This is a genomic window from Halomonas sp. AOP43-D1-4 (assembly GCF_052446175.1).
GTDB classification, from domain to species: Bacteria; Pseudomonadota; Gammaproteobacteria; order Pseudomonadales; family Halomonadaceae; genus Vreelandella; species Vreelandella citrativorans.
On the sequence record NZ_JBQSVY010000006.1, the window covers coordinates 57,959 to 83,069 of the forward strand.

A 25,111-nucleotide genomic window follows, 5' to 3' on the forward strand; every position below is an offset into this window, starting at 1 on the left:
CGTTATATGCCCGCTGATCCACTCAGCGGGTTTTTGCTTACCAGCCAAGTGCAGACTTAACAAACGGGATTGTCAGTTTACGCTTAGCCGACAAGGAAGCCTGATCCAGAGTTTCAATCGCCTTACATAAATCGCCTAATTCGCGAGGTCCGCGGTGCAAGATATAGCGCCCTACGTCATCGGGTAGCTGCATTCCTCTGACATTGGCGCGCAGCCTAAGCGCGGCCAAACGGCTTTCGTCATCCAAAGGGTGTAAATGAAACGTCACTCCCCAGGTAAGGCGTGAAGCAAGGTCCGGAAGCACAACCTCAAGCTGGCGCGGAGGTGTGTTAGAGGCGATAACAAGCTGTTTGCCAGCATCGCGCAAGCGATTAAACGCATGAAACAGGGCTTCTTCCCACCGTTTTCGGCCAACGACATACTCAAGATCATCAATCGCGACTAGATCCAATCGCTCTATATCTTCAAGCATCAGGGGCGGAAAATGCCCCAGGTCAGCTAACGGTAAATACAAGGCCCGCATATCCGCATCGGAAGCCGCATGGCAGGCGGCCTGAAGCAGGTGGCTTTTGCCGCTGCCTTGCGCACCCCATAAATAGATAAACGGCTCTGCATTCGGTTGAAATTGTTGTGTCAGATGTTCAACCAGTGGAGCATTCGCGCCTGAAGCGTAATAGTTATTGAAGGTTGCATCATCGCGCAACCCTACTCCTAACGGCAGCTGTGCCGGCACTCGGCTCATGGTGACTCCCTTTCGTCGTGACGCCCCAGCTCATTATGGTGATGTAAAGGCGTTAGCGAGCCTTGTTCTGCATTATAAAAGGTGCTGTGTTTATAACGATCGTTAAGCTCTCTAAGCAGCACCATAAAAACAGCTGCAACGGGTAACGCTAACAGCACACCGGTAAACCCAAATAAATTTCCACCCGCCAGTACAGCAAAAATAACGGCGACAGGATGCAAACCAATTTTATCGCCCAATAGTTTGGGCTGCAGTATGACACTTTCTGCAGCTTGACCGATACTAAATACCACGATCACACCGAGCACCGCCCACCACGTACCGAATTGAAATAATGCAACAATTAAGGCGACGGCAATGCCAACAATAAACCCCAAAAAGGGTACGAAACTTACCAGGCCGGCAACAAACCCTATCAACAAACCAAAGTTAAGCCCCATCACGGTAAGACCGGTCGCGTAAATAACGCCCAGGCACAACATCACCAAAAGCTGGCCGCGTAAAAAAGAGGACAGCACTTCATCGCAACGCCGCGCTAAGCGAAACGTATCATCAGCCCATTGCCTTGGCACCAGGCTTGCAAGATTGCGCAGCATCCGTTTCCAGTCGAGGAGTAAATAAAATGTCACGACAGGAATCAAAGCGATATAAGTAATCCATGTCATAAAGGCCATACCTGAGCGGCCAATTTGGCCTAGCGCTTGAGCCAAATACCCTCCCGCATCACGCCAGTTTTCCACCAATACTTCACGCACATTGATTAACTCGGCACGCAAATCGTAGCCCGTCCACTCCTGAACCTGTGGCGCCAGCACATTCTCAATCCACATGAACATGTCAGGCATCACTTCCCCTAGCTGCTTGATTTGTTGAATCACCAGCGGAATAAAAATCAATAGACTCGCCGTTAATACAATAAGCAGCACCAGAAATACCAGGCTCACGGCGAAAGGTCGTTTCATTCCCAGCCGCTGAAAGTAGTTAGTCAGCGGGTCAGCTAAATAGGCCAATACCATGCTGGCAATAAAGGGCATCAACACCGAATTAAGTACATACACCAGCCCAATGAAAATCGCGAGCAGGCCAACCCCTAACCATGAATTTCGCATTACATGACTCTCCTTCCTGGATCCATCAATAGCGCTTTGTACGCTTAATAATAACAAAAGTTGGAGGAACACTGACCCAACATGTATACCGGCGATGCGACCCACGCCGCTGGGTGTTACAATCTTCTGCAGTTATTGCCCAGCACTGGCCATTTCGCCAGCACTACCCCGTACTGCTATAGGCTTCACAGGAACTGTCATGACCGAGACTTCCACTTCTCCGGCTACTCCTTCACTCAGCTATAAAGATGCAGGTGTCGATATTGATGCCGGAAATGCCCTAGTTGACCGCATTAAACACGTTGCCAAACGTACCACACGCCCCGAAGTAATGGGCGGGTTAGGCGGCTTTGGCGCACTATGCGAGCTGCCAGCAGGTTACAAGCAGCCTGTACTGGTGTCTGGCACCGATGGCGTAGGCACCAAGCTACGTCTCGCCATGGACCTTGGCAAACATGACACTATCGGCATCGACCTGGTGGCCATGTGCGTTAATGATTTGATTGTTGCAGGTGCTGAGCCGCTGTTATTCCTTGACTACTATGCCACGGGCAAGTTGGATGTGGATATCGCGGCAGATGTTGTAACGGGTATTGGTGCGGGGTGTGAACTGGCAGGCTGCGCTCTGGTGGGTGGTGAAACCGCCGAAATGCCGGGCATGTACGAAGGCAGTGACTATGATCTAGCCGGTTTTTGCGTTGGAGTGGTGGAAAAATCCGAAATTCTTGATGGTAGTAAAGTGGCAGAAGGCGATGTTCTTCTTGGGCTTGCCTCCTCAGGCCCTCACTCCAATGGCTACTCACTGATTCGTAAGATCCTTGACGTCAGCAATGCCTCTCTCGACACCCAGGTAGATAATGCCCCACTGGGTGATGCATTAATGGCGCCGACTCGTATCTACGTCAAATCATTGCTTTCACTAATGCGCGGCACCTCTATTCCGGTTCATGCGCTTTCCCATATTACCGGCGGCGGCCTGCTGGAAAACATTCCGCGCGTACTGCCTGATACGCTAGCAGCACATATTGATATTAATACGTGGCAGCGCCCCGCGGTTTTCGATTGGCTTCAGGCCCAAGGCAATGTTAACGAAGTCGAAATGCACCGCGTGCTTAACTGCGGCATCGGTATGGTACTGGTGATTCCTGCGGCTGAAGCTGACCAGGCCATGGCTCATCTTCAAGCTCAAGGTGAAACGGTTTATCGTATCGGGCATATTACCCAACGTCAGGAAGAGGCGGTGGTGCTGGAGAACCTGTCAGCATGAGCGGTACCGAATATCCCAGCGACACGATTACCGACATGACACCAGAACCTACCGGGCCACGGCGGGTCGTTGTGCTGATTTCAGGCAGTGGCAGTAATCTTCAAGCGTTGATTGATGCGCAGTCGCATGACCGTTTAGGCGGCGAGATTGTGGCGGTGATCTCCAACGTGGCTGACGCTTATGGTTTGAAGCGCGCCCACGAGGCCGGCATCGAGGCCGTCGCCCTGCCTCATCGTGAATATGACAACCGCGAGGCTTACGACGGCGCGCTGATTAAGGTGATTGAGCGTCATGAACCCGACGTGATTGTGCTGGCTGGCTTTATGCGTATTTTAACGCCGCGCTTTGTACAACGCTTTTTGGGTCGGATGCTGAATATTCACCCCTCACTGCTGCCCGAGTACCAAGGGTTAAATACCCATGCACGGGCACTGGCCGACAAAGTAACCAGCCACGGTTGCAGCGTGCATTTTGTTACCGAAGAGCTGGATGGCGGCCCCGTAGTTCTGCAAGCAGAATTAGCGGTTACTCCTGAGGATAACGCAGAGACGCTTAAAGAGAAGGTCCACGCCCGCGAGCACCTGATTTACCCAATCGCCGTACAGTGGTTTTTAGAGGGGCGGCTACAGTACAGCGCAGAAGGCGCCAAAATGGACGGTCATCTTCTGCCTGAACATGGTATGCGTCTTTCTCATGCCGATGCCGCTGAAGAGCTTGATGAAGAGTTGGATGAAGACAGCGACGTGTAGTTGATCGACCTGTCGGTTACTGTTCGCAGAAACGCGCACAGTAAATAGAAAGTAAGGCCTTACGGGAAACCGTAAGGCCTTACTTTTAGGGCTACTTAACAGGCGTATCGATTACGTGCGCGGCAACGTAACACCACGCTGTCCCATGTATTTCCCGCCTCGATCTTTATACGACGTTTCGCACTCCTCGTCGGACTCTAAAAACAGCATTTGCGCCACACCTTCGTGAGCATAAATCTTGGCTGGCAAATTGGTCGTGTTAGAGAACTCAAGCGTTACGTGCCCTTCCCATTCCGGCTCAAGCGGCGTGACGTTCACGATAATACCGCAACGCGCATACGTTGATTTGCCCAGGCAAATAGTCAGCACGCTGCGCGGAATACGAAAATACTCAACCGTTCTAGCTAACGCAAACGAGTTAGGCGGAATAATGCAAACATCACCTTTTACGTCCACAAAGCTTTTTTCGTCAAACGCTTTAGGATCAACGATGGCCGAGTGAATGTTGGTAAACACCTTAAATTCATCGGCACAGCGGACATCGTAGCCATAGCTGGATGTGCCGTAAGAGATCACTCGCTGATCATTAACATAGCGAACCTGCTCTGCTTCAAACGGTTCAATCATGGCATCACTTTGTGCCATGCGACGAATCCACTTATCTGATTTGATACTCATGTGTTACTTCATCACTCGCTAAAAGAAATAGTGGGCCCATCGCTTTCGCTGCCATTTACTGACTGGGCAACTTGCCTGGCAATCTCTGCAAACGCTTGGCTTACCGAGCTATCAGGCTCTGAGATAACGCTTGGAGTACCCGAGTCTGCTAGCTCTCGAATGGACAACGTCAATGGCAGCCGTCCCAGCACGGTTGTCTGGTACTCTTCGGCAATGCTATCCCCTCCTCCTGTACCAAAAATTGCGGCCTCATGACCACAGTTTTCACAGTGGTAAAGGCTCATGTTTTCAACCACACCAAGCACCGGAACATTCACCTTGCGGAACATTTCGATACCTTTACGCGCATCCAACAGCGCGATATCTTGCGGGGTGGTCACAATAACCGCTCCCGTTACTGGCACTTTTTGCGCCAGTGTCAGCTGTATATCGCCGGTGCCTGGGGGCATGTCAATCAGTAGGAAATCAAGATTATCCCACTGTGTTTGTGTGAGCATTTGCTGAAAAGCCCCCACCACCATTGGCCCCCGCCAGACCATCGCTTCACGCGTATTGACCAAAAAGGCCATCGACATGGCTTGAAGGCCATGGGCATTCAACGGTAAAAACTGGTTGTTGTCAGTCGCTTCGGGGCGGACACCCTCCTTCACACCAAGCATTTGCGCCTGGCTTGGACCATAAATATCCGCATCCAGTACGCCCACACGATAACCCTGAGCAGACAGTGCCAGCGCCAGGTTAACGGTGACGGTCGATTTACCAACCCCACCTTTTCCCGAGGCCACTGCGACAATATGTTTAACGCCGTCCATTAGTCGCGCTCCTATAATCCAGGCAAAAACTATTCACGTTGTGCCAAATGATACTCTGTGACCACGTATTCATAAACCAACAAACAAAAACGGATGCTGGGGCTACCAGCATCCGCCTGTCAATTCGTCTGGTTGATTCAGACGAATACGCTTAATTATTGCTTTGCTGTTGGCTCTGTGATTGGTTGTTATCGCTTTCGTTTGCAGGTGCCTGATCCGTTGCGCCACCCTCGGATGAGGCGTCATTTGCTGCATCATCGACGCTACCTAAACGCTGATCAAGGGAAGAAAGCTCATCTCGCCAACTACTTAGCTGAGACTCCAGTTGAGATAAGGTTTCTTCACGCGCTTCAATATCGCTATTAATGTTAGCAACTTCATTACGACCAAGATCAAGCGCAACCATCAAGTCTTCCATTTCGCCACGCACCTGCTCCAGGCTCTGCGACTCCTCTTCACGAAGCTCAACCAATGAATCGACTTCGCTTTGAAGCTCATCACGCTCAGAGGTGAGGGAGTCACGGGTATTTTCCAACTCATCCAGCTCACTTTGTGCCGAAGCCACCTGTTTCTCAAGGCCAGAGAGCGCTTCATTCGCTTGACGGCTCTGCTCTTCAAGTTCAGCAAAATCATCTTCAGCGCTACTTAGTGCTTCAACCGCTTGCTGGCGCTGCTCTTCAGCCTGTTGGCGTGCGGTTTCAGCCTCTTGCCGCGCTTCATCAGCGCTCTGCTGGGCTTCTTCTATCTGCTGAAGTGTCGCTTCAGCATTATCACGGGTTGTTGTGATTTCATCGCGCTCATCGCGCAGTGACTGCATATCACCCTGGGCGTTTTCCAGCTCCTGGTTTAAAGCATTCACTTCATTTTGAAGTTCATCTCGTTGAGCTTCTAATGCTTCAAGGCGCGTCTGGATAGTAGCCACGTCATTCTGTGCGCTTTCCAACGCAGAACTGGCTTCATTACGCTGCTCTTCAAGCTGCGCCACCTCTTCCTGCATGTCCGCTAAATTGGTTTCTGCCTGATCTATTTCCTGGATACGGCGGCTATAACGACGGTTGTCCTGTTCAGCACTTGCCAGTTGCCCTTCAAGCGCTTCAACACGCTCTTTATGAGTGCCTGCGTTGGACTGCGCCATGATCGCCCAAATAACGGCAATGGCGGCGATACCCGCGATAGCCCTGACTCGGTTATCTTTAAATAGTGTTTTGGCATCCAGCCTGCTCGCAGGCGTCTGATGATCCGAATGGTTTTCTTCTGACATTCTGCGTCCCTCTCTCTACCAGGCTACCGATATCAGCAGCGTTAAAGATGCGTTTAGCGCATATCTTCCATTACAAGCATACACAGCAAATGGCATCTAGCCAGTCCACTAGCAGATTCAATGCATTAGCCAAGCCCACCTTCTACTGTAGATCATTATGAACAGGAGCTTCGCCTGGATGAGCATTTTTGAACCACGCAAGCTTTGTATGCAGTGAAACCACACTACCAATAATTAAAAGCGCCGGTGATTGAATACCACCTGTCGTCAAGGCCTCAGGCAGCGAGGCCAATGTTCCCGTATGGATTTGCTGTTCAGCCATCGTCCCTTGCTCAATCAACGCCAGAGGCGTATCACGCGACATCCCATACGCCATCAACTTTTGGCTAATCACACCAACGCTGTTTAGCCCCATATAGAAAACCAGTGTTTGGTTTGGCTTTGCTAACGCTTCCCACTCCACTGCCTGCTCATCATCCGCCCAATGCCCCGTCACAAAATGGACAGCCTGTGCATGATCACGGTGGGTAAGCGGAATGCCAGCATAAGCGGAGCATCCTGAGGCGGCGGTGATACCGGGAATAACCTCCACCGCTACCCCATGAGTGATTAGCGCCTCCAACTCTTCACCGCCGCGACCAAAGATGAACGGGTCACCGCCTTTAAGCCTTACGACGCTTTTGCCCTCAATGGCCCAGTCGACCAAGAGTTGATTAATCTCCTGTTGAGGAACGCTATGCTGCGACCGGACCTTTCCAACATAGAAGCGCTGCGTATTGCTCGGCAGTAACGCCAAAATAGCGCTACTAACCAAGCGGTCGTAAAGCACGACATCTGCTTGCTGGAGGCGCTTGTAGGCTTTTAAGGTTAATAACTCTGCATCGCCAGGACCTGCGCCCACCAAGCTAACAAAACCACTCATTTCACCTCCTGACAAAATTCATACCTATATTGCTGCTTACGCGTAATCATTCCAATGATAATTGGCCGTGTTTGCGTTTGTCTGCTTTCATGACCAGTGTTATGCCGATTTTATGAGGGAATGTATATGCTCAGGCTTGCACAAACTATCTGTGAGCCCTGCTCGAAAGGTACCCCGCCGCTAGATAAAAGCGAGTGTCAGGCTTATCTTGAGCAATTACCGGAGTGGCGGATTGTCGAGCACGATGGCATCATAAAGCTGTCACGAAGCTTTTCGTTTTATGACTTTGCCAAGGCGCTGACATTTACCCAGCGTGTTGGCGAAATAGCAGAGCAGGCCGGACACCACCCCATGTTAATCACCGAATGGGGTAAAACCACCGTAATGTGGTGGACACATCGTATTAATGGCCTGCATCTTAATGATTTCATTCTTGCCGCCAGAACCGACGAGGTAGCTGAGTAAATGTTTGAGCATATTGAGCGAGTCCCTGGAGATGCCATTCTCGGGCTGATCGAAGCTTTCAAAAAAGATACCAATCCGCAAAAGGTTGATTTGGGCGTAGGGGTTTACCGCGATTCAAAGGGTACTACACCGGTAATGCGCGCAGTCAAAGAAGCTGAAGCTCGCCTGCTCAAGAATGAAGCCACCAAAACCTATATCGGTTCGCACGGGGCGCCCGCCTACAGCAATGTCGTATTGCCCATGGTGCTGGGTAGCGACTCCCCCGTACTGGAAGCCAAACGCGCCAGCGCTACTCAATCCCCCGGCGGTACCGGTGCGTTACGCTTAGCGGCTGACTTTATTGCGACTCAGCTACCCCATAAAGGTATTTGGGTAAGCGACCCGACGTGGCCCAATCACCACGGTATTTTTACGTCTGCGGGCATAGCGCTGCATAAATATCCGTATGTAGATGCTGATAACCGCCTCGATTTTTCAGGCATGCTGGCCGCGCTGAAAAAAATTCCTGAAGGCGACGTCGTGGTGCTGCATGCGTGCTGCCATAACCCGACCGGTTTTGATCTATCCCAAGAGCAGTGGCAGGAAGTGCTGGTCGTTCTACGTGAACGTAAGCTCCTACCGCTCGTTGACTTCGCCTACCAAGGGTTTGGTGAAGGGCTTGATGAAGATGCCTACGGCGTACGCCTACTAGCCGAACAGCTGGACGAAGTGATTATCACCAGCTCCTGCTCGAAGAATTTCGGTATCTACTGCGAGCGCACTGGCTGCCTTATCATGGTCGCTAAAGACGCGGAGCAGATGGAGAATGTGCGTTCTCAGGTGGCCATTGTGGCCCGGGAAAACTACTCCAACCCGCCTGCTCACGGCGGCGCCATCGTAAGCGAAATTTTAAACGATGCCGAACTGACCACCATGTGGCGTGAAGAACTCACCGAAATGCGTGACCGTATTAATACGCTGCGCCGCGATTTTGTGGAAGCCCTGAAACCCTACGGCCTGGATCAGAAATATGCTTGTGTTGCTGAACAGCGCGGCATGTTCTCCTACACCGGGCTAACGCCTGACCAGGTAGATCGCTTACGCGATGAGTTTGGCATTTACATGGTCCGCTCTGGACGCGCCAACGTTGCGGGCTTCTCACATGAAAATCTCCCTTACCTTGCCAAAGCAATTGCAGCGGTTAACGACTAACCGCGTTGCCTAATGCTTTACTCGGCGCCCAGGCTTTGCCTGGGCGTTTTTGTATCTTGGGAATGGTTGTATTGTTGTGTACAATTGCGTGCTTGCCGCCAGAGCCAAGGCCGCCCGTGCGGCGTCCTGTTCAGCGCCAACCTGACCGATCAGTCAACCCCACCTGGGTCTATCTGCCTAACGGTTTGCACTGTTAAACTCTTTTATTAACGAGGCTTTCCATGGCGGCAGCCAGCACACACTACCCTTGGTATAAAAAAGAAGACACCGATGCCTTCTTTGCTCTCTTCCAAAATAATATCGCCAACTTTATCGTTATCGCGATTACCATGCTGGGCATGGGCTTCCCAGCCTCGATCGTCTATGGTCAGGTGCTGCCAGGAGCGGCCGTTGCCGTTATGGTCGGCAACTTCTATTACGCCTGGAGCGCTGCACGCTTAGCCAGGAAAGAGAACCGTACCGACGTTACCGCCCTTTCATACGGCATTTCTACTCCGGTTATGTTTGTATTTTTATTTGGCGTACTGTTACCCGCCAAGCAACTGACCGGTGATACCGAGCTGGCCTGGAAGGTTGCGGTGGCTGCCTGCTTTATTAGTGGCACTATTGAAGCGGCAATTAGCCTGATTGGCCGATGGGTGCAGTATCATCTGCCACGGGCTGCCATGCTGGGGGCTGTCGCGGGGGTAGCACTTACGTTTATTGCCGGTGAGATGCTGTTTAAAACACTGGAAGTACCGGTTATTGGCCTTCTCGTGCTGGCTATTATTATCGTTGGCTTGGTAGCCCGGGTCAGCATGCCCTTTAAACTGCCTACCTCGCTGTTCGCGATTATCGTCGGCACGGCGATGGCTTACTTGATTGGTGATGCTGGCAGTGAGCGCTTCAGCGATGCATTTACGCACCTGGGCTTTTACCCGCTGCTTCCCAATTTGGCCTGGTTTGAAGGTTTAGGTTTACTATTTACCGGTATGCTCGCTGTGCTAACCGTTGTTCTTCCTATTACGCTTTATAACGCCATTGAGACCATGAATAATGTTGAAGCGATGGAGGCAGCTGGCGACAAATACGACGTCCGCGAATGTCAGGCGGTTGACGGCGTAGGTACCATGATCGGCGCACTGTTTGGCGGCGTTTTTCCTACTACCGTGTATATCGCCACGGTAGGCGCAAAGTGGATGGGCGCCGGGCGCGGTTACAGCTTATTGAACGGTGCTGTTTATGCGCTGGCCACCATGACAGGATTAATTGCCGCCCTGGCAGCCATTATTCCCGTCTCCGTGGTAGCGCCCATATTAGTCTTTGTGGGCATGTCGATGATTGCCACGGCATTCCAGGCCAACGATACGCGCTATTATCCCGCCGTCGCACTCGCCATGCTGCCCTACTTTGCTAACTATATAATGACGCGCTTTAGCCGTGGCGCAGGCGAAGTGGTGAGCGATATTTCCAGTGCCATTGTGGTAATGGGCCAAGGCGCCATGTTTATGGCTATTTTGTTGGGCGCCATGACGGTGTCGGTGATTGATCATCAGTTTCGGCGCGCTGCCGTATTTGCCTTGATTGCAGCAGGCTTTTCATTTGTCGGTTTAATGCACGCGCCTCAACTTGCATTGAACGCCGCGCCACAATTTGTGCTCGGCTACTTGGCAATGGCGCTGCTATTTGCCTATTTCTCATTCCAGCAAGCGCCACACAAGCGTTAATTGACTATGTGTTAATTACCCCATTTATTAATTACTTTAGGCGTTGTATCCCGCCTGCCGTTGCGGGCGGGATAATATACGTACCAATACGACCCACGCAGTTAAACCCGATAACAAATTTCCTATCGCTGCCCCTGCCGCCAAGCCCCACCAGCCAAAGAGCAGAGAGCCTACCCACAGGCAAGGCAAGTAGCAGACAAAGAGGCGCGCACTGGAAAGCAGCATGGCGCGCAGCGGCCAGCCCAACGCATTTCCCGCCGATACCACCAACATACATACCCCTAGCGCAGCATAACTTGGCAGCAAGAAGCGAATCAGTAGTGTCAGCTCGCTTTGCACATTAGGCGTTCCCGCCAGAACCATCGCGAGCCAAGGCGCACCCAAGGCAAGTATCACGCCAAGACCCAGCTGCCATATAACAGCCACTTTAAGCGCCAAGCGTATTAACTGCTGAATTTGCCCCCAATCCCCAGCCCCATAACAGCGTCCCAACCAAGGCGGAAGTGACATGGTCATCGCCAGTATGACCATCAGCGAAAGCGTTTCCAGGCGGCTTGCCAGCCCCCACGCTGCTACTTGGGTATCGCCAAGCCCAGCGACAACGGCAATGGTTAACATGCTGGCAAGAGGTGGCATCAATTGGCTCACCATCGCGGGAGCGGCAATGCCTACATAAGGGCGCCAGGAGTGTTTGGCCTCATCCAAGAGTCCAACGTTAGACACCCATTGCTTACGTATCAGCGCCTGGCACGTAATCACTAACCCCAAAGCGAATGCGATACACGTTGCCCAGGCAGCCCCTGGCAACCCCAAGCCCTCCCAGGAGCCAACACCAAAGATCAGCAGTGGATCGAGCACCAGGTTGGCTACACTACTAAGCACCATCATTTTACCCGGTAGCTTGGTATTGCCGTGGGCACGAAATACGCTATAGATAAAATAAAGCACCGCACCCAGCCATGCTGAAAAAAGTTGCGGCCCCCAATAAATACGGATGTAAGAAAGTGCCGTGTTATCTGCGCCTAACAGACGAAAAACAGGCTCATGGAAAAGCCATAAGCCTATACCCAGCACACCAATCACGGCCCCCCCAGCAAGCAGTACCAGGCTGGTTAAGCGCTTTGCTCTCGCATGCTCATCAGCTCCCAAGGCCCGCGAAATAAGCGCTGCAATGGCAATGCCCATACCCACTTGGATCCCAATAATTAAGAAAGAGAGTGGGAAGGTGAACGATTGCGCTGCCAAAGGAGCAGTGCCAAGGCGAGCGACAAAAGCACTATCAACAAGTTGAAAACCCAATAACGCCAGTACCCCGATGGCCATCGGCCAGGTTTGGCGCCATAGAGTTATTGCCAACTTGCGCTGACTCAATATAGTGCTCAAACCGGTAACTCCTTAATTTGCAATGTTTATAACCAAAAGCGCCACCGCCCCTTGGGGCGGTGGCGCTTTTTAACACGGATAACTTACTGACGGATACCTTCAAACGTCACATAAAGCTCTAGCTCGTGCATGGGCTCGGGGAAGTCGCTCATATCGATGCCAAAATCGCCCAAGTTAAGCATTGTGCTGCCTTCAAAACCGGCACGGTAATTACCCCATGGGTCCTCACCTTGACCGATTAACGTCACGGGCATTTCAATTTCTTGCGTCTCGCCGTGTAACGTTAAATCACCCGTCACAACACCTTCGTTGTCGCCTGTTGATTCAAAGCCGGTCGAGACAAATGAAGCGGTTGGATATTCGCTTGCATTCAGGAAATCACTGCTCAGAATGTGACGGTCACGCTCAGCGTGGTTAGAGTTCAAGCTATTCACCTGAACCTCGAACTCAACAGCAGAAGCGTCTACATCATCTTCATCGTAAGAGAGCTGGCCATCAAATTCTTCAAAACTACCCAGAATATAAGACATGCCAAGATGGTTAATTTTAAACTGTACGAAAGCGTGCTGGCCTTCGGTGTCAACGTTATAATCAGCTGCCTGAGCCTGGCTTAATGGCACTAATGCAGCCGCGGCAATAGCAGATGCAACGACACTTTTCTTCAACATCATGGTTATCTCCTCTCTTTCCTTAATAGACACAGAGAATTTTTATTTACTCCATGCTCGAAAACGCGATTCCAGTCAGTATTTACGAGCTCGCTCACCAAGCTCGAAGGACTTTTTTAATTCGTACTTTTTAATTAGCACTTATGTATTAGCATTTATCGCTTATAAATGCTCAGATCGGTGCGCCGGATTAACCATACGCACCAGTGTAGCGTGTCGATCAATCCAGTGATGTTTAAATGCGGCTAACGCATGTCCTGCAGCCAAAACTACCAATGTTAATGCGCTGTACCAATGAATATCACCGGCGATGCTGGCTTGATTAGGAAGGCCATGCAGTAATGCAGGCACATCAAACCAACCGAAAACGCTAATACCCCGGCCATTAGCCGTAGAAATCATATAACCGCTAAGCATGACAAGAAGCAAAACGATGTAGAGCGTGATATGGCCCAGATGGGCTGCCAGGACTTCGAAGCGGCTGCCTTCACCTGCCGGCGTCGGCTGCAGCAAGCGCCACGCTATGCGTGCAACCGTGGCTATCAACAGTAGCATGCCAATCGAGCGATGCACCCATGGCCCCTGATTGTACCAGCTATCGTAGTAGCCAAGCCCCGTCATCCACCAGCCCAATATAAACAGGCCAATAATTGCTATGGCGCTAAGCCAATGAAACAGAATACTCACGAGACCCCAAGTGCGCTGCGTGTTCCGCCACATTATTTTCTTCCTCGTTACTACCAAACAAACGCTATGCTGACTCGACTTCCTGTCAAACATGCCCAAGTGTTGGCATTTCGCTCATGGCTATCGCAGGCCTGCTCTTATCGAAGTCAAGACAGTGCGAGAGCGCCCGTTAATCACAGCAGAGCCCCCATCAAAGCACTCAGCTGAACACTATCATCAAATATCAAAACGACCTTCGGTTTCTCAAGCCGCCGAAAGAGCGACTCTTGCGCGGCTACCGCTATGAATATCAGGAGCATACCGGCTGGCGCTTTAAAAGACTGCTGAAAAAAGCAGAATACAGCATTCGTAAAAACCATTGATTAACATGCTAACAGCTTTCATGGACCGCACAATCAGCAACCAGTAAGCGGTTCCTACTGATAGGTATGGAGAATTTAAAAAACAGAGGCAAGGAGCATTGAAAAAAACAAGAAAAAAACACTCCCGGTAATGTTATTGAAATTAATTCAATTTTTTAGAATGTTTCGCGTACTTTTAATCAATTTTATTATCTAGTTTGCAGGCTTACAATCTCGTCATGTTCTCGAGTGACTTGGCAAAAAGCACACCATGCATGGGAGAACAACCACACACTAATGAGGTTTATATCATGAAAAAATTTACTACTGTCGCCGCTATTGCCGTCGCTTTATCTGCCACTACCTTTTCAGCAGCTGCACTGGCTGAGCGTGGTTCAGAGAAACTGAACACCGTGATGATTCCAACATCGACTGCCCATTACAGCCAGGAAGACCTCACTATGTCCCCATCGGACTTACCTGCGATCAATGGCGGCCAGGCTCAAAACAAGGTACTTGATGCCTCTTTCGACGAAAGCCAGCAAACAGTAGCAGACCGGACAATTAAAGGTAATGACCTGCACAGCCTTAACTCGTAAGGCAGGCAATACTGACAGCTTCTAGAAAGCAGATCTGTCGCAAAAAACCCCACGCACGTGGGGTTTTTTATGCCAATAAAGCAAGCCTAACGATAAAACAGAGCTTATATTGTCAGCCTTGTTCCGCTGCTAGCGCATCGAGGCCACGCGCTAAATCACGCTGAATGTCCTGCTGGCTTTCCAGTCCCACCGCCACACGAATCAACCCAGGAACAATGCCCGCTGCCTCTTTTTGCGCATCGGATAAGCGTCCATGCGTGGTCGTCGCGGGATGAGTGATCGTCGTTTTTACATCCCCCAGGTTACCGGTGATGGATAATAGACGAGTCGCATCAATCACCTGCCAAGCGCCCTCCTGCCCATTAACAACCTCAAACCCAAGCACAGCGCCAAAGCCCTTCTGTTGCTGCTTGGCGAGCATATGCTGCGGATGCGCTTCCAAACCGCTGTAATGCACGTTGCTTACTGCAGGATGTTGTTCCAGCCAGCGCGCCAGCGTGAGCGCATTTTCACAATGAGCTTTCATTCGTAGTGAGAGTGTTTCTAGCCCTTTGGTAAATATCCAGGCATTAAAGGGACTGAGACAAGGGCCGCAGGTACGAACCACACCGAAGACTTCTTCCAGTGCATCATGCTTACCCACGACAGCACCACCGATGGCCCGCCCTTGACCGTCCAGGTACTTGGTCGCGGAGTGGATGACGAGGTCGGCACCCAACGCAAGAGGCTGCTGCAGCGCAGGTGTCAAAAAGCAGTTATCAATGGCCAAAAGGGCATTATTACGTTTTGCTATGGCAGCAAGCGCCGGGATATCGGCAATCTCGGAAAGCGGGTTTGAGGGCGTTTCTGCAAACAGGAGCCGCGTTTTGGGCGTAATAGCCGCTTCCCACGCTTCTACATTAGAGAGTTCAACATAGCGGGTGGTGATGCCAAACTTGCCGAGGTATTTATCGAACAGGCTGACGGTCGAGCCAAAGAGCGAACGCGATGCCACGATTTCATCGCCGGCAGACAATAACGCAAGCGCCGTCGATAAAATGGCCGACATACCCGAGCTCGTTGCCACACAGCGTTCCCCACCTTCAAGTGCTGCCAAGCGGCGCTCGAAAGTATGTACAGTGGGGTTCGTAAAACGCGAATAAACGTTACCAGGCTCTTGCCCACCAAACTTACGCGCTGCTTCCGCAGCGCTTTCATAGACAAAGCTAGAGGTCGGAAAAATAGGCTCCGCATGCTCTTGCTCGAAGGTGCGATGATGGCCTGCACGGATCGCCAGCGTCTCTAACGACCACTCATCCTGTTGGCTGTCATTATGCATGGACGTCCCCCTTATTTTCAGTAAGCATCAGTGACCTGTCGTTAGTCGTCGAGGTCATCATCCTGATTGTGCATATCGACCAGCGCATGATCACCCGCACTTTGATCTTTCGCGGCATCGTTCCGGCTGGCTTCAAGCACGGCCAGATACGCGTCATCGATATCCCCCGTAACATACTTGCCATCAAAGACCGAGCAGTCGAAGGCTTCCATTTCCGGGTTTACTTCACGGCAGGCATCTTTCAGGTCTTCCAGATCCTGGTAGAAAATTCGGTCAGCGCCAATCAGCTCGCCTACTTCATCTTCAGTGCGGCCATGGGCAATTAACTCCACCGCCGCAGGCATGTCGATACCGTACACATTAGGGTAGCGCACAGGCGGCGCAGCGGAGGCAAAGTAAACCTTACGCGCACCCGCATCTCGGGCCATCTGAATAATCTGCTTACAGGTCGTACCACGTACAATCGAGTCATCCACCAGCAGCACGTTCTTGCCTTTGAACTCAATGTCGATGGCGTTGAGTTTTTGGCGTACCGATTTCTTACGCTGCGTTTGGCCAGGCATGATAAACGTACGGCCAATATAGCGGTTCTTCATAAAGCCTTCGCGATACGTCACCCCAAGGTGCTGGGCCATTTCCAGCGCGGAGGTACGGGACGTATCCGGAATGGGAATCACAACATCAATATCGTGATCAGGCCATTCGTTCAGGATTCGGTCGCCCAGCTTGCGCCCCATTTGCATGCGCGTGCCATAGACGTAGGCACCGTCCAGAATGGAGTCAGGGCGTGCCAGATATACATGCTCGAAAATACACGAGCGCAGTTCCGGGCGGTCAGCACATACTTGCGTATGACACTGACCCTGCATATCCACAAATATCGCTTCGCCGGGTGACAGGTCACGCTCAAGCTCAAAGCCGCCCACGTCTAGCGCGACCGACTCAGACGCAATCATGACATCCTGCCCTTCGTCCGTTTGGCGAGTACCAAACACCACTGGACGAATGCCGTGAGGATCACGAAATGCCACCATACCAAAACCGTTAATGATCGCGACCGCCGCGTAGCCGCCTTTGCAGCGCCGGTGCACTCTACGTACCGCATCAAAAATATCTTCCGCTTCCAGATGCAGGCCTTGCTTACCCAGCTCATGGGCAAACACGTTAAGCAACACTTCAGAGTCGGAGCTGGTATTGATATGCCGTAAATCGGTTGAGAAAAGCTCCTGCTTCAACTGTTCAGAGTTGGTTAGGTTACCGTTATGGGCCAACGCAATACCGTAAGGCGAGTTGACATAAAACGGCTGAGATTCCGCTTCGCTGGATGAACCAGCGGTAGGATAACGTACGTGACCAATGCCCAGGTTGCCCTTAAGGCGAGCCATATGGCGAGTGTGGAAGACGTCGCGCACTAGCCCATTGCTCTTGCGCAGTAAGAAGCGTCCCTCGCTCCAGGTCATCATACCGGCAGCGTCCTGGCCGCGATGCTGAAGTACGGTCAGGGCATCGTAGATTCCCTGATTTACCGCCTGCTTGGCCAGAAGGCCCACTATACCGCACATTCAAGTTACCTCGCTTTAGTGCCATGGCTTGCCAAAACAAGCCCGTACGTTCTTAAAACTCATTTTAATACGTTTGCGTTTAACCGGTACCCGTCAAGCGGTTAGGCAAGCGCAAAACACGCTGTTAGGCGTTATTGACTATCCATGGGCTGCGGCGCAAAACTGCCATGCGGGCGAATCTCAGGCAGTGATATATCGCGTAAAGAGGCGGGCGCTTCTGGCAGCTCACGCTCCCACTGATCCAACTGGCTAACCGCCCAATCGCGCAACTCGATAAAGGTGGGCCGTAACGAGGCTTGCTGCCATGCCTGAAGCTCGGCAAGCGGCGTGAGCGTAATAACGACCGTGGCCACCAGCAAGATGATCGTGCCACGCGCGATACCAAACACAGCTCCCGCAAAACGGTTCAAAAGCCCCATGCCTACCCATACAATGGCCGCATGCACCAAGCGAATAACAATGCCGCAAAGCAAGATCACCGCAAAAATAACCAGTGCAAAGGCCAACACAAGTCGAGCGTCAAAACTTTCGATAAACCCGCTCATTAACTCAGCGACCGGCTCTGCCAATACGCGGGCGACCATTAACGCAACCACCCATGCCCCAAGCCCTAACGCTTCTCTAACAAAACCACGGACAAAGCCGGCCAGCATCGAAAGCGCCAGCACGGCAAGAAATACAGCATCAATCCACGTTAGCGCCATCGTTTAATCTCTTACTCGCACTAACAGACCTTGCACGTTTGCGCGCTGTTTAATTAAGGCCATGGCCGCTTCGCCATCCTCTGATGATGCGTAAGGCCCCACGAGCACTGTGGTCAAGTTATTGTCGCGCTGGCGTTGGAAAACACTAAATCCTTCGCCTGTAAGCTGGCTACCTAGTCGCTGAGCATTCGCAGCATCGCCAAAACTACCCACCTGAACTGCCCACCCACCTTGCTGTGTAGACGCTGGTCCAGCACTCGATGAACCCGCCCCTGATGAACCTGAACTTGAAGAACCTGCACTTGAAGAACTAGCACTTGAAGAACCTGCAGCGCTTTGGCTGCTGGATGTCGACGTGCTATTCGAGGCTACCAGGTCGGCAATGGGGTCATTTTGGGGAGCGTCAGTGTTTGAAGATGACGTAGGCGCTTGTGCGACGGTTTCCGTTTCACTGGGCGCATCAATTTGAGAAGTATCAGGTAATCTCGGAGATGCATCTATCGGTGCGTTAACCCCGTCATTGCTTGCCACATTTGAAGATGGCTGAGGGTTAATGGTAGAGGGCATTTGGGGAGCATCTACATCATGGCGCGCCGTTTCTATGGGCTGTTCAATAATGAACGTTGGTTGCTGTCGCTCTTCACGCGGCGCCGGGTCACTCATCAGCCAAGGGACAACGATTGCGAGTAGCGCAAGCAGAATCACAACACCGCTAATGCGCTCTGTTTTACCATATTTCATATCATCTCCCTCTAGCGGGACTACGCCTTAAGAACGGCTGGCTTGTGGCAGTGATCGAGCTAACAGAGCGGCGACGGTAAAAAAGGAACCCGTTACCAAAATGCGATCCTTGTCAGTGAGCATCTCAGCCATGGCATCAACACCGGCTTCAGGCGAGTCTGCACAAAGCCGCACACAGCCACCATGGGCTTTAATACGCTCAGCGAGTTCATTGGCCGTGTGGCCGCGCTCGCCATCAAGCGTTACACAGACCCAGTCAGTAATACGCGGTGCTAACGCCGCAATAACACCATCAACGTCTTTATCATTGAGCATACCTATCACTGCCCACTGCCGTCCTGTATCAGGCGGTACTGGCAAATGGCGAGCAACATAGGTAGCCGCATGAGGATTATGCCCCACATCCAGGCACCACTGCCCTATCCACTGCATCCGGCCTAGCAGATTAACACTGGCTAATGCATTTTGCGTGGCTTTTAGCGTTAGCGTCAGCCCCGTAAGCGCCAGCGCTTGTAGCGCAGTTGCGGCATTATCGACAGGCAGACCAGGATCAGGCAGCGCATCCAGAGAAAGCGTCTCCCCCGTTGCCGTCAACCCACTCCAGCACCAGGGTAAATGGCTGTTTTCCTCGGCACTGTGGTTAAACGCTAATCCTAACCGGTAAACCGGCGCCGCCAAGGCAATAGCCGCATCGGCCACGCTACCGGGAAGCGACTCACTGCCCAATACCGCTGGCCGCAACGGGCGAAATATACCCGCTTTCTCAAGCCCGATTTGCGAAATATCGGTTCCCAAAAAGCTCGCATGGTCTTGGGCTATCGTAGTGACAACCGCAACATCCGCATTAATGATATTGACGGCATCCAAACGACCGCCCAAGCCCACCTCAAGTACCGCAAGATCCAGTTCAGCTTGTGCCAAACACCAGAGTGCGCACAATGTACCTGCTTCAAAATAGGTCAGGCTAATTTCCGGCGCTTCCAGGCGAGCCTGTTCGACACGTTCAAACCCCTCGACCAGGCACGCGTCGCCAGCTTCCTGGCCGTTGATACGCACCCGCTCGTTGTAACGCAATAGATGAGGCGAGGAGTACGTACCCACATGCCAACCATGTGCGCGAGCCACCGCGTCAACCATGGCAACCGTCGAGCCTTTACCATTGGTGCCCGCCACAATGACAACGCGATTGGCAATGGGGCGTTTAAATAGCCCCATACGCTCAGCAACACGTGACACACGCTCCAAGCCTAAATCAATCCCGACAGGGTGCAGGGTTTCCAGATGCTGAAGCCACTCTGCTAACGACTTAGGCATTGCGGTGTGGTTCATGGCTCTTGTCAATAGAATCCGGACCTGTCTCGTCAACCGTTACGTCAGTATCGGCGATGTGTGCTTCATCAACCACCGGCTCAGCGACGGCTTCATCATCCGTCAATTCACTGGCTAACGAAAGCGCCTCCTGATGAGTCAACTTGCGTAGTACGCCGCCCACACGGGTACGCATTTCCTGGCGATGTACAATCATATCGACCGTACCATGCTCCAACAGGAACTCACTGCGCTGGAAACCTTCTGGCAGAGTTTCGCGGACGGTCTGCTCAATAACACGCGGACCAGCAAAACCAATCAATGCATTGGGCTCAGCAATATTCAAGTCGCCCAGCATGGCGAGCGAAGCGGATACGCCCCCAAACACTGGATCGGTAAGCACCGAGATATAGGGCACACCGGCCTGCTTGAGTCGCTCAAGTGCCGCCGATGTTTTGGCCATTTGCATCAGTGAGAAAAGCGCCTCCTGCATACGCGCACCACCGGAAGCCGCAAAGCAAACCAGCGGAATACCTTCGTCAAGCGCGATAGTCGCCGCTCGGGCAAACTTCTCACCCACTACGGCCCCCATCGACCCGCCCATAAAGGTGAACTCGAAAGCAACCGCAATGACCGGCAAACCGTCCAACGTACCACGCATAGCAATCAGCGCATCTTTCTCGCCGGTATCTTTTTGCGCAGCCGCCAAGCGGTCCTTGTACTTTTTAGAGTCGCGGAATTTCAGGCGATCAACAGGTTCAAGCTCTGCCGCGACTTCTTCACGACCTTCTTTATCCAGGAACCAGTCCAAGCGTTTCCGGGCAGTCAGCCGTAAGTGATGGTCACATTTCGGACAAACACTATGGTGTTTCTCTAACTCAGGAAGATAGAGAACGGCTTCACACTTGGGACATTTACGCCAGAGGCCGTCGGGCACACTGGCACGACGGTCTTTACGCTGGATACGCCCCATGGAGGGCACTATCTTGTCTAACCAGCTCATATCAAAAAGGCTTCCGTTTTACGTCATGCCTGGCAGCGCCAAGCTTGATGAGTGTCGTCAATCAACTTCAAGTATAGACGATGAGGGGCAGCGTTAGACGTCCATTGCGGTGCGCATCTCTGCTAGCACGCTTCTAAGCTGACCAGCGATAATTTCGGGCGTTTCTACATTTTCGGCAATACGGTTTACTAACGCACTACCGACAATCACTCCATCCGCTACGTTAGCCACTTCAGCAGCCGTTACGCCATCGCGGATACCGAAACCAACACATAGCGGCAGGTCGGTCATTTCACGTAGCGGTGCCAGGCGTTCAGCGACGTCACTTGCATTTAAGGTTGCCGCACCAGTAACGCCTTTTAGCGAAACGTAGTAAAGGTACCCCTCACCCTGGGCGCATATTGTAGCGGCTCGCGTAGGTGAAGTGGTAGGCGCCACAAGGAAAATTGCTGCTAAATTATGCGCTTTTAACAGCGGACCCAATTCATCGGCCTCTTCTGTCGGCATATCGACCACTAGCACACCATCAACGCCCACTTTTTCAGCCTGCTCAGCGAAGGCCTCGTAGCCAATACGCTCAATAGGATTTAGATACCCCATTAACACGACCGGGGTTGTGGCATCGGCCTGACGGAATTCAGCCACCATATCCAGCACGTCGACCAAGCGGGTGCCCTGCTTTAAAGCGCGTTCACAGGCTTTTTGAATAACCGGGCCGTCCGCCATTGGATCAGAAAACGGCACACCAAGTTCAATGACATCCGCACCCGCTTCTACCAGCGCATGCATAAAGCCAACGGTGTACTGTGGCGCCGGGTCGCCCGCCGTAATATAAGGTATCAGAGCCTTGCGGCCCTGCTGCTTGAGTTCAGAAAAGCGCTGATCGATACGGTTCATGCTTGTCCTTAAAAGCGGGCCTTAAAAGCGGGCCTTAAAATTCGATACCGTCAATGTTGGCTACGGTCATAATATCTTTATCACCACGGCCTGAAAGATTAACGACGATATGCTGGTCAGGGCGCATGGTAGGCGCCAGCACCTTGGCATGCGCCAGCGCGTGGGCTGACTCCAAGGCAGGCATTATACCCTCCATCTGCGTCAGTTCTCGAAACGCTTCCAGCACAGCGCTGTCATTAGCGGTGACATAGCTAACACGACCAACATCTTTCCAAAGCGCGTGCTCAGGGCCAACGCCCGGATAATCAAGCCCGGCTGAAATGGAGTGTGTATCGGCGACCTGCCCCGCTTCATCAGACATCAAGTAAGTACGGTTTCCGTGCAGCACACCGCGCGGAGCATTCGATGAAAGCGGAGCGGCATGGCGGCCCGTCTCAACACCATCACCTCCGGCCTCAACCCCATACATCGCGACGGCATCGTCTTCAACAAACGGATAAAATAGCCCAATCGCGTTGGACCCACCACCGACACATGCGACCAACGCATCCGGCAAGCGGCCGATTTGTTCCAGCGATTGGCGGCGTGCTTCACGCCCCACTACCGCATTAAAGTCGCGCACAAGCTCAGGGTATGGGTGTGGCCCTGCTACCGTGCCGATAATGTAAAACGTGTTATCAACGTTCGTTACCCAGTCGCGCAGCGCTTCATTCATGGCATCTTTAAGGGTGCGTGTGCCCGACTCTACCGGAATCACTCGTGCGCCCAATAAACGCATACGATAGACATTCAACTTTTGCCGCTGCACGTCTTCAGCGCCCATATACACATCGCACTCAAGACCCAGGCGCGCGGCAACCGTTGCCGTCGCCACGCCGTGCTGCCCGGCACCGGTTTCAGCGATGACCCGTGGTTTGCCGGTTTTTTTGGCAAGCAGTGCCTGACCGATGGTGTTGTTTACCTTATGCGCGCCGGTATGATTTAAATCTTCGCGCTTTAACCATATTTGCGCACCACCGAGCATCTCGGACCAACGCTTGGCATGATAAAGCGGCGACGGGCGCCCTACGTAGTGGGCAAGATCACTATCAAACTCGGCCTGAAAAGCAGGATCATCACACAGGCTTACGTAAATTTTCTCAAGATCTTCCAGGGCGTAGCTCAATGTTTCGGATACAAACCGGCCACCATAAGGGCCAAAATGACCGCGGGCATCCGGCATTCGGGTCAGGTCGCTGAATCTGGTCTTGGAAGCCGTGTCAGGAACGGTTTCAGAAACAGTATTAGCGCCACCAGTTGCTGAGACAGTCACAGGATACCTCACAAGATTGCCAGAACAGGCAACAATTGAATAAGCGGACATAGAGCGCAGCGTCATAAAAAAACAGACTGCGCGGCGTGTTTAACGGGCGTCGGCTAACGCGACTTGCTGAATAAACAGTGTCATTTTTTCAACGTCTTTACGACCATGCGCTGCTTCAATCCCACCCGACACATCAACGGCATAAGGCGCCACTTGGTGAACGGCAGAGGCAATATTATCAACCGTTAACCCGCCTGCGAGGATAACAGGTTTTGCCAGTTTTGCGGGGATTCTCGACCAATCAAAGACCTCTCCTGTGCCACCTGGCGTGCCCGGCCGGTAGGCGTCCAACAGCAGCGCCTGTGCCTGATGATAGTCAGCAGCTGCCTGAGATAAATCGATATCGTCACGCATTCGCAGCGCTTTAATCCAGGGGCGCCCAAACTGTGCGCAAAACGCAGGAGACTCATCACCGTGAAACTGAATCATGTCCAGGTACGGTAAGCACTGCTGAATCACGTCAACGGATTGATCAACAAACAACCCTACCCGGGTAACAAAAGCAGGTACTTCACCCGAAAGCGTTTCAAGTTGCTCAAGCGTAATGCTGCGCGCGCTTTTCGGCCACATGACAAAACCCAGCGCATCTGCCCCCAGCATTACGGCTCTTTTAATATCATCACTGCGGGTAAGCCCACAGAACTTGACCCGCGTCCGCATAGGGCTAAGCGTCTTCATCTAGCGCCTCCTGAGCGGGGTCAGACGTTGTTTTAGCAAATGTCAGTTTACGCCGCGCCGCTATTCTGGGTGTGTCTGGCAGTTCTCGTTCGCCTGTCCACTCCCCGGTAAAAGCGAGCAGGTTAGGCCCTACCGGCTCCATGGGCAAATCAAACCGCTCGTCGTAAATTGAATCAACAAAATGCAGCCCACACGCGGGAGCGGTTACATCACCTTTCTTACGATTCCTTAGCGCCAGCAATCGTTCAATATAACCTTCGTCCTGCGCCCCACGACCTACGCTTACAAGGGCCCCAGCGATATTGCGAATCATGTGATGTAAAAACGCATTGCCCTGAATATCAATGACCACCAGCGGACCAAACCGCTTCACCTCGACAAAATGCATTTGCCGCCATGGTGTTTTGGATTGGCAGCCTGCAGCACGAAAACTTGAAAAGTCATGCTCGCCAATCAGAGCCTGCGCAGCGCGATGCATGGCATCTGCATCCAGAGGATCGCGGCACCACGTTACGTTCGTGCGTTCAAGCACAGGGCGACTGATTTGATTGAGCAGTAAATAACGGTAACGCCTGCCAAGCGCCCCCAACCGGGAATGAAAATCATCCGAGACTGGCTTCACCCAGCGTACGGCGACATCGCGTGGCAAGTTGGTGTTGGCACCAAAAATCCAGGCTTTCTCAGTCCGCTCAGTCGGTGGGTCAAAGTGCGCTATTTGACGCGTGGCGTGAACGCCTGAGTCCGTACGTCCGCTGGCATGTATCTGAACGGGGGCACCGGCCACTTTTGCCAAGGCATCCTCTACGGCGCCTTGAACAGAAGCAGCATGCTTTAAACGCTGAAAGCCGCAAAAACGCGTGCCATCATATTCAATGCCTATTGCCAAACGGCCTTTCAGCGGCCGGGTTTCATCAAAGTGGTAAAACTGGGTCATCAAGCCACGTCATAAAGTTTGAA

25 protein-coding genes are annotated in these 25,111 nt (G+C 52.3%); 6 read left to right on the forward strand and 19 right to left on the reverse strand.

What is annotated here, in order from left to right; genetic code table 11:
• Nucleotides 1–37: 37 nt before the first annotated feature.
• The gene (gene hda / locus ACT3RQ_RS07960; protein ID WP_172118424.1) at nt 38–742 is read right to left on the reverse strand and encodes a DnaA regulatory inactivator Hda; all 705 of its coding nucleotides are present in this window, start codon (nt 740–742) and stop codon (nt 38–40) included.
• The gene (locus ACT3RQ_RS07965; protein WP_441679131.1) at nt 739–1,851 is read right to left on the reverse strand and encodes an AI-2E family transporter; all 1,113 of its coding nucleotides are present in this window, start codon (nt 1,849–1,851) and stop codon (nt 739–741) included. The genes hda and ACT3RQ_RS07965 overlap by 4 nt, the downstream gene beginning before the upstream one ends.
• Nucleotides 1,852–2,050: 199 nt before the next feature.
• Between ACT3RQ_RS07965 and purM the strand changes: the two genes are divergently transcribed.
• Nucleotides 2,051–3,118, forward strand: a complete 1,068-nt coding sequence (gene purM / locus ACT3RQ_RS07970; protein ID WP_087107413.1) for a phosphoribosylformylglycinamidine cyclo-ligase — start codon at nt 2,051–2,053, stop codon at nt 3,116–3,118.
• Nucleotides 3,115–3,867 (forward strand): phosphoribosylglycinamide formyltransferase, encoded by a 753-nt coding sequence (gene purN, locus ACT3RQ_RS07975; RefSeq protein ID WP_441679129.1) that lies wholly within the window; start codon nt 3,115–3,117, stop codon nt 3,865–3,867. Before purM ends, purN begins: the two co-directional genes overlap by 4 nt.
• Before the next feature lie 111 nt (nt 3,868–3,978).
• On the opposite strand, the gene dcd is transcribed toward purN, so the two are convergent.
• The 4 genes from dcd to cobA form a co-directional block, all read right to left on the reverse strand.
• Nucleotides 3,979–4,545, reverse strand: coding sequence for a dCTP deaminase (gene dcd / locus ACT3RQ_RS07980; protein ID WP_172118420.1), 567 nt, complete (start codon nt 4,543–4,545; stop codon nt 3,979–3,981).
• Nucleotides 4,546–4,556: 11 nt separating this feature from the next.
• Nucleotides 4,557–5,357: an iron-sulfur cluster carrier protein ApbC gene (gene apbC / locus ACT3RQ_RS07985; RefSeq protein WP_172118419.1), complete on the reverse strand. Its 801-nt coding sequence runs from the start codon at nt 5,355–5,357 to the stop codon at nt 4,557–4,559.
• 151 nt (nt 5,358–5,508) lie between these two features.
• Nucleotides 5,509–6,618 (reverse strand): kinesin, encoded by a 1,110-nt coding sequence (locus ACT3RQ_RS07990; RefSeq protein WP_444621885.1) that lies wholly within the window; start codon nt 6,616–6,618, stop codon nt 5,509–5,511.
• A 142-nt stretch (nt 6,619–6,760) separates the two neighbouring features.
• Nucleotides 6,761–7,540, reverse strand: coding sequence for a uroporphyrinogen-III C-methyltransferase (gene cobA / locus ACT3RQ_RS07995; RefSeq protein ID WP_444621884.1), 780 nt, complete (start codon nt 7,538–7,540; stop codon nt 6,761–6,763).
• Nucleotides 7,541–7,666: 126 nt separating this feature from the next.
• Between cobA and ACT3RQ_RS08000 the strand changes: the two genes are divergently transcribed.
• The 3 genes from ACT3RQ_RS08000 (at nt 7,667) to ACT3RQ_RS08010 (ending at nt 10,902) form a co-directional block, all read left to right on the forward strand.
• Nucleotides 7,667–8,005: a 4a-hydroxytetrahydrobiopterin dehydratase gene (locus tag ACT3RQ_RS08000; RefSeq protein ID WP_444621883.1), complete on the forward strand. Its 339-nt coding sequence runs from the start codon at nt 7,667–7,669 to the stop codon at nt 8,003–8,005.
• A complete protein-coding gene (locus ACT3RQ_RS08005) occupies nt 8,006–9,196 on the forward strand; it encodes an amino acid aminotransferase (protein WP_172118415.1) in 1,191 nt (396 codons plus the stop codon).
• A gap of 221 nt (nt 9,197–9,417) precedes the next feature.
• Nucleotides 9,418–10,902: an NCS2 family permease gene (locus tag ACT3RQ_RS08010; RefSeq protein ID WP_444621882.1), complete on the forward strand. Its 1,485-nt coding sequence runs from the start codon at nt 9,418–9,420 to the stop codon at nt 10,900–10,902.
• Nucleotides 10,903–10,938: 36 nt separating this feature from the next.
• On the opposite strand, the gene ACT3RQ_RS08015 is transcribed toward ACT3RQ_RS08010, so the two are convergent.
• The 3 genes from ACT3RQ_RS08015 to ACT3RQ_RS08025 form a co-directional block, all read right to left on the reverse strand.
• Complete coding sequence (locus ACT3RQ_RS08015) at nt 10,939–12,225, reverse strand: MATE family efflux transporter (protein ID WP_406565433.1); 1,287 nt, start codon at nt 12,223–12,225, stop codon at nt 10,939–10,941.
• Between the two features lie 143 nt (nt 12,226–12,368).
• Complete coding sequence (locus ACT3RQ_RS08020; protein WP_172118475.1) at nt 12,369–12,953, reverse strand: YceI family protein; 585 nt, start codon at nt 12,951–12,953, stop codon at nt 12,369–12,371.
• A gap of 162 nt (nt 12,954–13,115) precedes the next feature.
• Nucleotides 13,116–13,673 carry a cytochrome b gene (locus tag ACT3RQ_RS08025; protein WP_444621881.1) on the reverse strand — a complete coding sequence of 186 codons (558 nt, stop codon included), beginning with the start codon at nt 13,671–13,673 and terminating at the stop codon, nt 13,116–13,118.
• Between the two features lie 619 nt (nt 13,674–14,292).
• Here ACT3RQ_RS08025 and ACT3RQ_RS08030 point away from each other — a divergent pair.
• Nucleotides 14,293–14,580, forward strand: a complete 288-nt coding sequence (locus ACT3RQ_RS08030; RefSeq protein ID WP_172118411.1) for a hypothetical protein — start codon at nt 14,293–14,295, stop codon at nt 14,578–14,580.
• A 112-nt stretch (nt 14,581–14,692) separates the two neighbouring features.
• Here ACT3RQ_RS08030 and ACT3RQ_RS08035 read toward each other — a convergent pair whose 3' ends face one another.
• The 10 genes from ACT3RQ_RS08035 to truA form a co-directional block, all read right to left on the reverse strand.
• Entirely contained in the window at nt 14,693–15,898 is a 1,206-nt protein-coding gene (locus ACT3RQ_RS08035; protein ID WP_444621880.1) for an O-succinylhomoserine sulfhydrylase, read from the reverse strand.
• 41 nt (nt 15,899–15,939) lie between these two features.
• A complete protein-coding gene (purF, locus tag ACT3RQ_RS08040; protein WP_444621879.1) occupies nt 15,940–17,460 on the reverse strand; it encodes an amidophosphoribosyltransferase in 1,521 nt (506 codons plus the stop codon).
• A 131-nt stretch (nt 17,461–17,591) separates the two neighbouring features.
• Complete coding sequence (locus ACT3RQ_RS08045) at nt 17,592–18,164, reverse strand: CvpA family protein (protein WP_172118408.1); 573 nt, start codon at nt 18,162–18,164, stop codon at nt 17,592–17,594.
• 3 nt (nt 18,165–18,167) lie between these two features.
• The gene (locus ACT3RQ_RS08050; RefSeq protein WP_444621878.1) at nt 18,168–18,905 is read right to left on the reverse strand and encodes an SPOR domain-containing protein; all 738 of its coding nucleotides are present in this window, start codon (nt 18,903–18,905) and stop codon (nt 18,168–18,170) included.
• A gap of 27 nt (nt 18,906–18,932) precedes the next feature.
• Nucleotides 18,933–20,219, reverse strand: coding sequence for a bifunctional tetrahydrofolate synthase/dihydrofolate synthase (gene folC, locus ACT3RQ_RS08055; protein ID WP_444680275.1), 1,287 nt, complete (start codon nt 20,217–20,219; stop codon nt 18,933–18,935).
• Nucleotides 20,212–21,216 carry an acetyl-CoA carboxylase, carboxyltransferase subunit beta gene (accD, locus tag ACT3RQ_RS08060; RefSeq protein ID WP_193054633.1) on the reverse strand — a complete coding sequence of 335 codons (1,005 nt, stop codon included), beginning with the start codon at nt 21,214–21,216 and terminating at the stop codon, nt 20,212–20,214. Before accD ends, folC begins: the two co-directional genes overlap by 8 nt.
• 93 nt (nt 21,217–21,309) lie before the next feature.
• Nucleotides 21,310–22,113: a tryptophan synthase subunit alpha gene (gene trpA, locus ACT3RQ_RS08065; protein WP_444621876.1), complete on the reverse strand. Its 804-nt coding sequence runs from the start codon at nt 22,111–22,113 to the stop codon at nt 21,310–21,312.
• A 34-nt stretch (nt 22,114–22,147) separates the two neighbouring features.
• Nucleotides 22,148–23,335, reverse strand: coding sequence for a tryptophan synthase subunit beta (gene trpB, locus ACT3RQ_RS08070; protein WP_444621906.1), 1,188 nt, complete (start codon nt 23,333–23,335; stop codon nt 22,148–22,150).
• Nucleotides 23,336–23,515: 180 nt separating this feature from the next.
• On the reverse strand, nt 23,516–24,154 hold the full coding sequence (locus ACT3RQ_RS08075; RefSeq protein WP_441679944.1) for a phosphoribosylanthranilate isomerase: 639 nt from the start codon (nt 24,152–24,154) through the stop codon (nt 23,516–23,518).
• Nucleotides 24,141–25,088 (reverse strand): tRNA pseudouridine(38-40) synthase TruA, encoded by a 948-nt coding sequence (gene truA / locus ACT3RQ_RS08080; RefSeq protein ID WP_441679943.1) that lies wholly within the window; start codon nt 25,086–25,088, stop codon nt 24,141–24,143. Before truA ends, ACT3RQ_RS08075 begins: the two co-directional genes overlap by 14 nt.
• Between the last annotated feature and the right edge of the window lie 23 nt (nt 25,089–25,111).